The 12,385-nt window shown below is 72.0% G+C and carries 9 protein-coding genes; 8 read left to right on the forward strand and 1 reads right to left on the reverse strand.

The window, feature by feature from the left end; all coding sequences use genetic code 11:
* Nucleotides 1-248: 248 nt before the first annotated feature.
* From AB0O11_RS15765 to AB0O11_RS15790, 6 genes are read left to right on the forward strand one after another with little or no spacing between them, the layout of a single operon-like run.
* A complete protein-coding gene (locus AB0O11_RS15765) occupies nt 249-2,519 on the forward strand; it encodes a protein kinase (RefSeq protein ID WP_363386338.1) in 2,271 nt (756 codons plus the stop codon).
* Nucleotides 2,516-3,802 (forward strand): hypothetical protein, encoded by a 1,287-nt coding sequence (locus AB0O11_RS15770; protein WP_363386340.1) that lies wholly within the window; start codon nt 2,516-2,518, stop codon nt 3,800-3,802. Before AB0O11_RS15765 ends, AB0O11_RS15770 begins: the two co-directional genes overlap by 4 nt.
* A gap of 59 nt (nt 3,803-3,861) precedes the next feature.
* Nucleotides 3,862-5,757, forward strand: coding sequence for an AAA family ATPase (locus AB0O11_RS15775; RefSeq protein WP_363386342.1), 1,896 nt, complete (start codon nt 3,862-3,864; stop codon nt 5,755-5,757).
* The gene (locus tag AB0O11_RS15780; RefSeq protein ID WP_363386344.1) at nt 5,754-6,434 is read left to right on the forward strand and encodes a 4Fe-4S single cluster domain-containing protein; all 681 of its coding nucleotides are present in this window, start codon (nt 5,754-5,756) and stop codon (nt 6,432-6,434) included. The genes AB0O11_RS15775 and AB0O11_RS15780 overlap by 4 nt, the downstream gene beginning before the upstream one ends.
* On the forward strand, nt 6,422-7,147 hold the full coding sequence (locus AB0O11_RS15785) for an FHA domain-containing protein (protein WP_363386346.1): 726 nt from the start codon (nt 6,422-6,424) through the stop codon (nt 7,145-7,147). The genes AB0O11_RS15780 and AB0O11_RS15785 overlap by 13 nt, the downstream gene beginning before the upstream one ends.
* Nucleotides 7,144-7,905, forward strand: a complete 762-nt coding sequence (locus AB0O11_RS15790) for a protein phosphatase 2C domain-containing protein (protein ID WP_363386348.1) — start codon at nt 7,144-7,146, stop codon at nt 7,903-7,905. Before AB0O11_RS15785 ends, AB0O11_RS15790 begins: the two co-directional genes overlap by 4 nt.
* Before the next feature lie 82 nt (nt 7,906-7,987).
* Here AB0O11_RS15790 and AB0O11_RS15795 read toward each other — a convergent pair whose 3' ends face one another.
* Nucleotides 7,988-9,568 carry a glycosyltransferase family 39 protein gene (locus tag AB0O11_RS15795; RefSeq protein ID WP_363386350.1) on the reverse strand — a complete coding sequence of 527 codons (1,581 nt, stop codon included), beginning with the start codon at nt 9,566-9,568 and terminating at the stop codon, nt 7,988-7,990.
* A gap of 257 nt (nt 9,569-9,825) precedes the next feature.
* Here AB0O11_RS15795 and AB0O11_RS15800 point away from each other — a divergent pair, with 257 nt between their 5' ends.
* Complete coding sequence (locus tag AB0O11_RS15800; protein WP_363386352.1) at nt 9,826-11,076, forward strand: MFS transporter; 1,251 nt, start codon at nt 9,826-9,828, stop codon at nt 11,074-11,076.
* A gap of 23 nt (nt 11,077-11,099) precedes the next feature.
* Nucleotides 11,100-12,128, forward strand: coding sequence for a guanitoxin biosynthesis L-enduracididine beta-hydroxylase GntD (gntD, locus tag AB0O11_RS15805; protein WP_363386354.1), 1,029 nt, complete (start codon nt 11,100-11,102; stop codon nt 12,126-12,128).
* The last annotated feature ends 257 nt before the right edge of the window (nt 12,129-12,385 follow it).

Below are 12,385 nucleotides of genomic sequence, written 5' to 3' on the forward strand. Positions count from 1 at the left end.
CCTGTCCGCATCGACGGCCGCCCTCGCCGCCCTGATCGCCCGGCCCGCCCACAACGCCGTTCACCGGCCCGGCCGGTCCGACCGGCGACACCGCCACCAGACCCGGTCCCGGACCGGCCGCGACCGGCAACAAGCCACTCAGGAACGAGGGATCATGAACGTCGGCTGGAGTACCATGAGCGCGACCCAGCCAGATAGGTTTCCGCCGCGGGGGTGACGGTGTGGAAGAGTCGGCTATGCCACCTGATGTGACGCGTCGTGACGATGCCGGCTCCGGTGGCGGGGTGCTCGATGCCGCCGTGACGCGTCGTGACGATGCCGGTGGTTCCGCGGCTCTGCTGAGACTGCCGTCGGCACTGGCCGAACGGTTCGTGGTGGTCGGGGAGTTGCCGCACCAGGGGCGTGAGGCGGACGTGCTGCTGGTCCGCGACGCGGCGGGGGGTGAGTTCGTCGCGAAGGTGTACCGCAGCGGGGTGCGGGTCATGCCCGAGGTCTGGGAGCGCCTGCGGGGGCTGGACACCAGCCGGGTGGTGCGGGTGGTCGAGACGGGCTTCTCGGACGGGCGCGACTTCGAGGTGTCGGAGTACCTCCCCTGCGGGTCGCTGGCGGACCTGGCCGGGGTGGGGACCATGCTGGCGCCGGCTGCCCTGTCCGGGGTCGTTTCCCAGTTGACGGAAGCGGTGGCGCATCTGCACGGTGCGGGGATCGTGCACGGCGACCTGAAGCCGTCGAACGTGCTCTTACGCCGGCGCGAGCCGCTGGAGTTGGCACTGGCGGACTTCGGCGTGAGCAAGTCCCTGGACGTGACGTCCCGGTTCACGCAGCGCGTGTTCGGGACGCTGGCGTACTCGGCGCCGGAGTACCTGTTCGGCGCGGAGGTGTCCGGTTCGCAGGACTGGTGGGCGGTCGGGATGATCGCCCGCCAACTGGCCACCGGCCGTGCGCCGTTCGACGGCCTGTCGGAGCCGGCGGTCCGGCATCACCTGGCGACTCGGCCGGTCGACGTGTCGGATGTGGCGGACGAGCGGGTACGGCTGCTGTGCAGCGGGCTGCTGGTCAGGGATCCGGGCCGCCGGTGGGGCGCTTCCGAGGTGCGCAGGTGGCTCGACGGCGGCACCCCGGAGGTGGCGGAGGAGTCACCCTCTGCGGGCACCGAGCCGGCGAGCGCCACCGGCCGCAGCCCCCTGCAGTTCAACGGTGTGAAGTACACCGAGAAGGCGGCGCTGGCCCGGGCCCTGGCGGCGGACTGGGAGACCGCCGCACGCCGGTTCTTCGTGTCCATGGGGGAACGGGACGACCCCAGCCAGGGCTGGCGCCAACTGCGCAACTGGCTGGCGCAGTTCGACGATCCCGAGCACGACGGCGCCGAGGAGCTCGTGGACCTGATCGACGTCCACCTCCCGGGAACCGACGTGCCGGACGCGAAAGTGCTGCGGCTGCTGCACTGGCTCGATCCGACGATGCCGCCCGTCTACCGCGGCACGCGCATGCTTCCCGAGGACCTGCTCACGCTCGCCGAACAGGCCTTGTCCCCCCAGGACGACGACGGACGCCGGACCGCGCGGGGGCTCGTCGACGAGTTGTACACCCGCGACCTGCTCGCCGTCCTCGCGACCTTCGGCGGAGGCGGCCACCGGCTCGCCGACGTGAACCGTCGTTGGCGCGACCTGAATGCCCGGTGGGACGGACTGCGGGAGTCGACCGCCCTGCCCCCCAGGATCCGGAGGGAACTCGCGGACTCCGAGATCCGCGTGGAGGCGCTGGCCGTCGCGGTGTCCCCGGAATGGGCCCGGGCACTACGACAGCGGGTCGAATCCTCCGCGGCGTCCGTACCGGGCAGGATCGGCTGGTTCGACGCGCTGCTGGCCGACGGCGGGGACCCTGTTCGTCACCTGGCGGCCATGCGCACGCTGACGACCGCCGTCGCCGAAGGCCGCCGGCTGGAGGAGGCACTGCGCGCCAACGAGGCCGCGGCGACGGCCCAGCGGCGCGAGTGGCAGGAATCCGAGGAACGCCGGCAGTCCGGCACCGGAGAGGCGATTCTGCGCGCCCTCGGCGGAGTGGCCCTGCTGTTCGCCCTGCCGGTCGGTGTGCCGCTGGTCCTGGGAACCCTGGTCGGCGAGGAGGAGTTCCTGACCCGGTTCATCCCTGCCGCGACGGTGACCTGCGGGGTTCCGCTCGTCTGCGAGCTGGTGCTGGCAGCGAAGCTCGGACAGGTCTACCACCCGCGGTGGTCCCTTCAGTCCCGGCTCGCCGACTTCGGCCGTCGCCTGTCCGGCGGGCGGGAGGCACTGGCGACGCAACTGCGGCCGATGCGGAAGAGGACGATCGCCTTCGGCGGGGGCTGCGTCCTCTACCTGGTGCTCGGCACCGTGATCTGGGTGATCGTCACACTGGAGATCTGGTCACCGATCACCCTGGTGGTCGCGGCGGGGTACGGATTCTGGTCGTTCCTCCGGTACCGGGAGTGGCGCACGGCGCACGAGGCGCAGCAGACGCAGGTTCTGGGGGAGCGATGAGCGGGCCCAAGTGCACGACGTACCGGGTCGACGAGGCCCTCACTGCGGCGGCGTTGCGCGCGGCCGCGGAGGACGCCGCGGTGCGCGAGGCCACGCGACGCCGTGAGGAGGCCGTCCGCCAGGCGGCCCTCCGGGCCGCGGCCGCCCGGGACGCCGCCGTGCGCGCGGTGAAGTCGCGCAACGCGCGGATCGCGGCTCTCGCCGTGTCCCTCGAAGGCTTCGAGGAGCAGTACGGTGCCGCCGTCGGCGTGCGCCCCCCCGAACCACTCCGCATCGACGCGCAGGCCACGTCCCAGCTGGAGGCCTGGTGCGCCGAGGCCGACCGCGCGCTGGCCGCCGCGGAGCGGGAACTGCGGGAACAGGCCGCCCGTGCCCTCGCGGCGAGCCTGTTCGCCGACGTGGCCGGGTACACCACCGGGCGCCGTCCGGTCGTCGCCGCCGAGTTGTTCGCGGACCTCCCGGAGCCTTCCGGCGCCGTCGTCTCCGAGTCCTCGGACGAAGCCGCGCGCGAGGACGTCGAACGGACCCTGACCCGGGTCCTGTCGCGTCTCCTTCCGGACTGCGCCGAGGGCGACCGGGCGGACGCCCGGCTGGCCGCGTCGAGGGTGGCCGAGGCGGCCACCCTCGACGAAGCCCGCACCTGGCTGACCGAGACGAGGCTCCGGGTCCAACGTGCCAATGCGGCCGCGGAGGCCAGGCGACGCGATGCCGACGAGGCGATCGGGTTCCTCCACGACCTCGAGAACGCCCGGGTGGCGGACGTGGACCCGGTGCGGGCTCTGCTCGCGGACGTCGCGGCCGGCCGCCGCGCCCTCGACGGGCCACTGCGCCGGCGGGTGGCCGGTTGCCGGGCCGCGGCCGAGGCGGAAGCCGAGCAGCGGTACGTGGTCAACACGGTGACGGACGCCCTCACCGACCTCGGCTACCAGGTCAGCCAGGGATTCGAGACGCTCACCGTCTCCAACGGCGCCCTGCGCCTGTCACGGAGCGAGTGGCCCGAGCACGCGGTCAACCTGGTCGTCGACCAGCAGGACGGTCAGCTGCGCACCGCGGTGGTGCGCACGGCTGCCGGAAGCGGTGACGACGACGCGCACATCGACGTCGAGCGCGAAGAACAGTGGTGTCAGGACTTCCATGAACTGCGTGGCCGCCTCGCACGGGCGGGGCTGAGCACGGACGTTCAGGTCGCCGTCCCGCCCGGGGAGGTTCCGGTGCCCTTGGCCGTCTCCCCGGTCGCTTCGAGCACGCGGGCCCGGCCCGGGTACCGGGAGCGCGAGCGGTGATCCGCCCGAGGGACTGACAGGGTCCGGACCGCAAGCCGGCAACACGTGGAGGGGGATCCTTGTCCGCCGAGGACACGCACGCACCTGATGGTGTCCCGCCGACGGCGGGGCCGCCGTTCGTCCGGGAATTCGAGGCGACGCTGCCCGTCCACTCACAGTTCGTGCTGTGGGGGAACCGCCATGACAGCTTCCTCGTCCGGGAGTCCGGCAGCGCACGGCCCCGTCTGCTGTCCTTGCCGGACCTGCTCTGGGAGACGCTCCGTGCGAGCGGCTACGCGTGCCTGCTCGTCCACGACCCCGTGGACGGTCTCCGGGTGCACCTGCCGGCCGGTGCCACCGCCGAGGAGGCCGATCAGGCCGAGGCGGCCGCGTCCCGGCTGCTTCCCCGGCGTCCACGGCCGGGAGCGCTTCCCTCGCTGGAGACCCTGCGCACTCTGATGGCCGAGCTGGCCCGTCCCGCGCAGCCGATCCGGGCGGCGCTCGCGATCGACGACGCCTCCCGCATCGCGCGCAGCGCGACGGAGCTGGAGCCGAACGAGCGGGACTTCTTCAGGTTCTGTGCCAGGCTCTCCCGGACCGCGGTTCCGGTGGGTGCGCAGAGCGGCCGTACGACCCCGCTGTACAACCCGGTGATCTGGCTGGCGGACCGTGAGGGCGATCTGCCGGCCTGGCTCACCTCGGCCAACGACCAGATCCGGTCCATCGGGCTCCCGGTTCCGGACCTGGGCGACCGGCAGGCCACCGCGCGCCTGCTGATGAAGCTCTTCGGTGTCACGGACCTCGACTCGGACCCGCGGGCGACCGAGGCGTGCGACGCGTTCGCGGCGCAGACGGACGGGCTCACTCTGCAGGCGATGATCGAGGTCACGCGGCTGGCCCGGGACCGCGGCCTGACGATGACGGAGCTTCCGGACGCGATCCGCATCTACAAGCTCGGCGTCATGGACAATCCCTGGAAACGGGAGTACCTCCGCAGGCGGATCACGGACGGCCAGCATTCGATCCCGCAGCGCGTCGTCGGGCAGCCCCAGGCCGTCACCAAGACCCTCGACATCCTGAAGCGGGCGGCCCTCGGGCTGTCCGGCGCGCAGCAGTCCAGGTCCTCGGCCCGGCCGCGTGGCGTGCTGTTCTTCGCCGGTCCCACGGGCGTGGGCAAGACGGAACTGGCCAAGGCCATCTCGTCGTTGATCTTCGCGGACGAGTCCGCCTACCTGCGGTTCGACATGAGCGAGTTCTCCGCGGAGCACGCCGGGGACCGGCTGATCGGGGCGCCGCCGGGGTACGTCGGATTCGAGGCGGGCGGCGAACTGACCAACGCGGTGCGCCAACAGCCCTTCAGGGTGATCCTCTTCGACGAGATCGAGAAGGCCCACCCGCGGATCCTGGACAAGTTCCTGCAGATCCTGGAGGACGGCCGGCTGACGGACGGGCGCGGCTCGACGGTGCACTTCTCGGAGTCCGTCCTCGTGTTCACCTCCAACCTCGGCATGACCGTGGAGGACGGCGGCGGGCGGCTCGTGCCCCACGTCCACCCCGACATGCCGTACGAGGAGATCGAGGAGCGCATGAAAGCGGCGATCAACGACCACTTCACCCGGGTCCTCGGCCGGCCGGAGCTGCTCAACCGCTTCGGGGACAACATCGTGGTGTTCAACTTCATCGACCGTGAGGCGGCCGCCCGGATCTTCGGCCTCCAGCTCGACAACATCGTCTCCAGGGTCCACGAGGAGCAGGGTGTCGTCCTGGAGGTGGACCCGGAGGTCCGGGCCGCACTGCGGAAGTGCTGCACCGACAACCCGCACATGGGGGGCCGGGGCATCGGCATGGCCCTGGAATCGCAGTTCGTCAATCCCCTCGCCCGGGCCCTGTTCGACCGCGACTCGGCAGCGGGTGCGCACGTCCGGGTGACGGGCCTGCGGCGCGAGGGCGACATCGTCTCCGTGGAGCTGGCATGACGGCCTCCCCCGCCGGCCCCGGAGCCGGCCCCGTCAGGCTGATGCTGAACAAGGCGCACTACCCGGTGACCTCGCTGGGCCCCGGGACCCGGGCGGGCATCTGGACGCAGGGCTGCACGATCGGCTGTGCCGGGTGCGTTTCCGAGGACACCTGGACGGCCGATCCCGGCACCTTGGTGGACCTCGCGGCACTCCAGGACTGGCTTTCCGGCCTGCCCGATCCGCTCGACGGGATCACGGTCTCGGGGGGAGAGCCGTTCCAGCAGCCCGAAGCGCTCGCCGCGCTCCTGGAGTGGGTCGGCGCCTGGCGCCGCGAGCGGCCCGCGCCCCTGGACGTGCTCGTCTACAGCGGGTACTCCCTCGCCCGGCTGCGGAGGGAGCACTCCGCGCTCCTCGACCACTGCGACGCGGTGCTCACCGGTCCGTACGTCGAACGCCTCAACAGCCCCGGACTGCGCTGGAGGGGTTCGAGCAACCAGCGGCTGACCGCGCTGACCGGTCTCGGGCGCGAGCGGTACGGGGAAAGCGGCTCCGTCGACTCACTGCCCATGCAGGTCGAGGTGGCCGACGGCCGCATCTGGTTCATCGGCGTTCCCCGCCGGGGCGACATGGACCGTCTGAGCGCCCGGCTCCGATCGGCCGGCATCAGCATGGAAGAGGTGTCATGGCGCAGCTGATCTGTTCGTCCTGTGGCCTGGCGGCGGAGGACGGCGATCTGATCTGCCGGGGATGCTCGGGAAACCTCAGCCGTCCCGTCGTCGCCCGGTACCCGCTGCCCGGGCCGCCCGTGCCCCCGCCCCCGTCCGTACCGCCGTTCGTGCCCCCGTCCGTGCCCGCGGCCGGGGCGGGGACCTCGGGGACGGCGGGCGAGGACGAAGGCGACCCGGCCGGGGAGGAGCAGCCCCGGGTCTGCCCGCACTGCGGAGCTCCGGTTCCGGTGCCGACCAACCAGGTGTGCGTGGTCTGCCAGCGGATGCTGGGCGAGGTGCGCCCGTCCCGTCCCGCCGGCGCCGGCGAGCGGGCCGGGGACGTGCACGCAACCCGCCGCGACACTCCCACCGTCGTCCTGCGGATCCGGTTCGGTGCGGTGGAGCGCACCGTGACGCCGGGCAGCACCCTGCTCCTCGGCCGCGCTCCGGCCGCCCACACCACGCGCGGCCTGCTGGAACGCTACGACAACGTGTCCCGTCAGCACGCGACCGTCGGTCTGGAACCGGACGGCACCGCGTGGGTACGGGACGAGCACTCCACCAACGGCACCTTCGTGAACAGCAGCCCGGTCAGCGCCGGTGCGCGGACACCCCTGCGGGACGGCGACGTGCTGAGGCTGGCCGCGGACTGCACGCTCGGGATCAGCGTCGACCGGCCGGGTGAGGGGGACGGGCGATGACCGGGCCCCGGGACGTGGTCGAGGTGACCGTCACCGCGATGACCCACCGCGGCGCCGTCCGCGACGGCAACGAGGACGCGTTCGTCATCGGGTCGCTGACCGCGGCCGGTGTGGACACCGTCGACCCCGTCGTGGTGCGACTGCTGGTCGAGGAGCCGACCGTGGTCGCGGTCGCCGACGGGCTCGGTGGCCACGACGCCGGCGAGATCGCCGCGGCCCTCACCGTCCGCAGGCTGGCGGAGCGCGCCCGGAGCACCGGCGTCGGCGAGCTGCTCCGGGAGATCAACGCGGAGCTGTACGAGCTGGCCGAAACGGACCCGGCGTGTGCCGGTGCCGGAACCACGGCCGTGGGGCTGTGGCTGACCCCCGGCCGGGTGTTCTGGTTCAACGTCGGCGACTCCCGCCTCTACCGCGAGGACGGCGGCTACCTGGGACAGGTGTCGGTGGACGACTCGCCCGTGCCGGACCGGGACGAGCCGGGACGAGCGGCCACCCCTACGAACCTCGTCCTCCAGACCCTCGGCGGTGCCGCGTCCTTCGAGCCCGTCCACCCGCACACCGGCACCGAGCGGTACGTCCCGGGCAGCCGGTGGCTGCTCTGCAGCGACGGGCTGTCGGACCTGGTGGACGTGGCCGAGATGGAAGTGATCCTCGCCGGGAACCCCGACGACGACGTCCGGGCGGTGAAGGCCCTCTGGGTCGCCGCCATGAACGCCGGCGGCCGGGACAACATCACCGCCCTGTTGGTGCGCTGCTGAGACCCGAGCGCGCGGGCGCCCGGCCGGCCGCTGCTCCGGAAGGAGCGGCAGCCGGCCGGCCCGTACGTCACCCGTACCCGGGTCAGTCGCAGCCCTTGGTGCTGTTGGCCGTGATCGCCTCGGCCGTGTAGGGGCACTGGAAGCCGATCCAGCGCAGCTTCTCCCACAGCTGCGACCAGGGCTTCAGCGGGCCACGGCACACCATGAACTTCTGGTCGTTGTCGGACACCGGCAGGTCGTTCTTGTACTGGCCGCGCTCCTCGCACGACTGGAAGAGCTCGCCGAACGCCTTCGGGTCGGCGCCGATGGTGATCACGGTCGTCTTGTCGTCGCCGGGCCGCCCGAAGTCGGCGTACGAGTTGTGGCCGCTGTACGCCTTCGGCAGGCCGTACTTCGGCCCCCACTTGTCGATCGCGCCGGCTTGGCCGTAGTGGTTGCCGTAGACGACGGTGCGCGCCTGCTCGTCCGCCGGCAGCGAGTGGTAGATGTCGCTCACCTGCCGGGTCATCTCGGGCCAGCCGACCTGGTCGAACTGGACGATGGCCAGCTCCTTGAGGACCGGGTTGTCCGCGTACGTGTCGACCGGGAGCGTCGGCAGCACCAGGACCGCGCACATCGTCCCGTTGAGCGCGGTCAGCCCGCCGATCACCCAGATTCGCTTGCCGCTGCGCATCCACCGGTCGGCGACCACGGCCCCCGCGGCGAGGAGAACGTACTGCAGCGAGGTCGTGTAGGCGCCCTGCCCGCCGATGATCAGCAGCACGACGCACATCAGCGGGTACGACCAGCCGACGAACCGGTAGGCGCGCCACTCGGGACGGCGCAGCAGCGCGACCAGCCCGGCGATCCACACCGGGTTCAGGAAGAGGCCGATGAGAAGGAGCTGCGTCGGGAGGAAGGTGCTGCGGGACAGGGAGTCCAGCGCCTTGGACAGCGCGGCGCTCATCTCCAGCTGCGGCATGCCGTGCGTCACCTGCCAGATCAGCACCGGCGAGGCGATGACCGCGGCCACGCCGACCGCGGCCGGGAAGCGCCAGGTCCGGAACACCCATCGCGGTCCGAACACCAGCAGACCGGCCCCGAGGCAGAGGAGCAGGAGAACCAGCAGGTACTTCGCGGTCAGGCCGACGCCGACCACGACGCCGATCGCCCACCACAGGCGGGTGTCGCGGGTGCGCACCATCCGGATCAGCAGCCAGGACGCCGTGATCCAGGACAGCTCGTCCCAGTTGTTCGTGCCCATGATGTGGCCGGTGAACATGACCAGGCCCGACGCGAACGCCATGAACGCCGCGAGCTTCTGCGCCCGGGTGCCGCCGCCCAGCTCACGGGCGATCAGCGGGGCGAGCAGCACGGCCACGGAGGCCATGAGCGCCGGCAGCACGCGGAAGCCGAAGAGGTTGTCCCCGAACACCGCGATCTCGACCTTGCCGACGAGCGCGACGAGCGGCGGCTGGTCGATGTAGCCCCACGCGAGATGGCTGCTCGCCACCCGGGTGTAGAGCTCGTCGATGTGGTAGCCGTGCCGGGTGGCCAGCGCCAGCAGGCACACCGTCATCGCGGCGGCGGCCAGTGACACCGGCCGCCAGGGCACGGGGGTCAACCCCTCCGGCGGCTTGGACGCCTCTTGTTCCGGGGAAGCGGTCGCTGTCGCGAAAGTCATAAGGGACTCCATGCCGTCGTGGCTCGCTGCCGTGCCGGATGCAGGGCACGACTCAGCCCTTAAATATCGAGGCGCGCACCTCGGTCCTCAACGAACTTGAACCGTGCCGACATTGCGCAGGCCGGACCGTGGCCCGTGCCCGGGGCGGGGGTGCGGCTGGCCTCGGAATTTCATCCACGGGTCAACTTCATGGCGAGAGCCCCCCTCCGCCGGAACACTCGGTGACGTCAACTGCCGTCTCACAGGGAAGCCACGGCATGACCACACCCCTGCCACGCAACCGGAACTACCGCATCCTCTGGTCCGGCATGTTCCTGTCCGAGATGGCCGCCGAGATCGCGTACATCGCGTTCCCGCTCCTCCTGCTCGCCCACGGAGGCTCAGCGGCCGCCGTCTCCGGCGTCGCCGCCGTGCTCGCCGGCGCCCGTACGCTGGTCAGCCTGCCCGCCGGGGCGCTGGCCGACCGCGTGAACCGCAAGCGGGTGATGGTGGTGGCCCAGGGCGTCCGTACGGTGGCGATGCTCAGCATCGCCGTCGCCGTCCTGCTGGGCGACTGCCCGTTGTGGCAGGTCCTGCTCGTGGCGGTCGTCGAGGGCGCGGCCGCCGGCATCTTCGTACCGGCCGAGAACGCGGCCCTGCCCCAGGTCGTGCCGGAGGACCAGCTGCCGCAGGCGCTGGCGCGCAACGCGGCCCGGCCGTTCGCCGCGCTGCTGATCGGTCCGGCGCTGGCCGGCTTCACGTTCGGGCTGCACGAGGTGCTGCCGTTCACGCTGAACACGTCGGCGCTCGCGGTGTCGTTCCTGGCACTGGCGGCGCTGCACCTGCCGCACCGCACCGCCGGGCCCTCGGCCGGCGAAGGGGCCGCGGCTGGCGCCCCGCCGCGGCCCGACGGGTTCGGGACGTTGCTGCGCATGCGGACCATCCGGGCGACGATGGCCTGGATCGTCGGCGTGAACCTCGCGTTCCACACCCTCGTCGTGCTCGTCCTCATCGTGTCGGGCGAGGACCACGTCGCACCCGGGCAGATGGGCCTGATGATGACGTGCTTCGGCGCGGGCGGCCTGGTCGGCGCCCTGGTCGCGGACCGTCTGCACGCGGCGGCGCTGTCGCCGGCGGCTCTGGTCATCGGCTCGACCTGGGTCTTCGCCGCCGTCGCCGCCGTCATGGCGTACGCACCGCGCGGCGTGCCGCTCGGCATCCTGCTGGGCGTGGCCGCGATGGCCATGCCGGTCGCGAACACGACCGTGATCACCTGCCAGCTGTCGGCCGTTCCCGACGGCATGCGCGGACGCCTGTCCGGCCTGGTCGGTCTCGGCTCCGAACTGGCCGCCACGGCCGGCCCCGTCGTCGCCGGCGTGCTGTCCGCCGGCACCCGGGACGGCGCCGTGAGCATCCTCGGCGCGGCCGCGCTGCTGGTGGTCGTCGCCACCGGCGCCACCCTGAACCCGACCCTGCGCCGCCTCGCACTGCCCCGTCCGTCGGCCGCACAACAGCCGGCGCACTCCTGACCACCGACAACGGAGGAAAGAAGATGCAGAAACTGCAGTTGCGCGACGAGGACATCGTCGCGATCGAGAAGGTCGCTGCGGAGGTCGCGGAGCGCTTCTCGTCCATCGAGGATCCCGCCCTGCACCGGGCCGCCCAGGTCTACGCGCACGAGTTGCCGCGCGAACTGCGGACGGCGCTGGTCGACTTCAAGCTGACCGAGCCGTCGGGTGTGCTGGTCGTGTCCGGGCTGCCGGTCGAGGACGCGGAACTCGGGCCCACCCCGCCGGACTGGCGCGACAAGGCCGCGCCCGACGCGACGCTGCGCTTCGACATCCCGTTCCTGCTGATCAGCTGCCTGCTCGGTGAGCCGATCGGCTGGGCCACCCAGCAGGACGGGCGGATCATGCACGACATCTTCCCGATCCGTGCCCACGAACACGGCCAGATCGGCTGGGGAAGCGCGGAGACGCTCGCCTGGCACACCGAGGACGCCTTCCACCCCCTGCGCACCGACTACCTGGCCCTCATGTGCCTGCGCAACCCCGACGCGGTGGAGACCACCTTCGCCGACATCGCCGACGTGCAGCTCGACGACGAGACGCGCGCGGCCCTGGCGGAGAAGCGCTTCAAGATCCTGCCGGACGACTCGCACCGTCCGCAGAACCAGGTCGCGGGCGGCCAGGAGGATCCCGAAGTGGCCGAGCTCAGGAGGCTCAGCGCCGAGCGGGTGGAGAGCGCCCTGCAGTCCCCCGAGCCGGTCGCGGTTCTCTTCGGCTCGCCGAAGGATCCGTACGTCCGGCTGGACCCGTATTACATGCAGGGTGTGCAGGGGGATTCCGAGCAGCCGGTACTGGACAGGATCGGGAAAGCCCTGGACGACGCGATGGGCGGAGTGGCCCTGACTCCCGGCGATATCGTTTTCATTGACAACTATCGCGTGGTTCACGGCCGTAAGCCGTTCCAGGCGCGATTCGACGGAACCGACCGCTGGCTGCGCCGGCTGAATATCACCCGTGATCTGCGGAAGTCCCGGCACACGCGGTTGTCGGCGGCGTCGCGGGTCATCTACTGATGATCGTTCCCGGGTGATCGCGAGGAGCGCGTGGAGCAGCTCGGCAATCCGGGCGCTGACCGACCCGGCGGGAGGGGAACGGCCCTCGCCGCCCTCGAACGCCGGCCCGCCGCTCGACAGGATCCGCATCGCCCCGGGGCCGTCGGCGGCGAACTCGCCCGGGGCACCGTCCGGTTCGAGTGCGGGGCGCACCACGCCGGGCCGGCCGCGGATCGCCCGGCGGACCGGCTCGGTGACGGCGCCTCCGACGGAGACGG

It is taken from the genome of Kitasatospora sp. NPDC093102 (assembly GCF_040683915.1).
In the GTDB taxonomy this organism is placed as follows: Bacteria; Actinomycetota; Actinomycetes; order Streptomycetales; family Streptomycetaceae; genus Kitasatospora.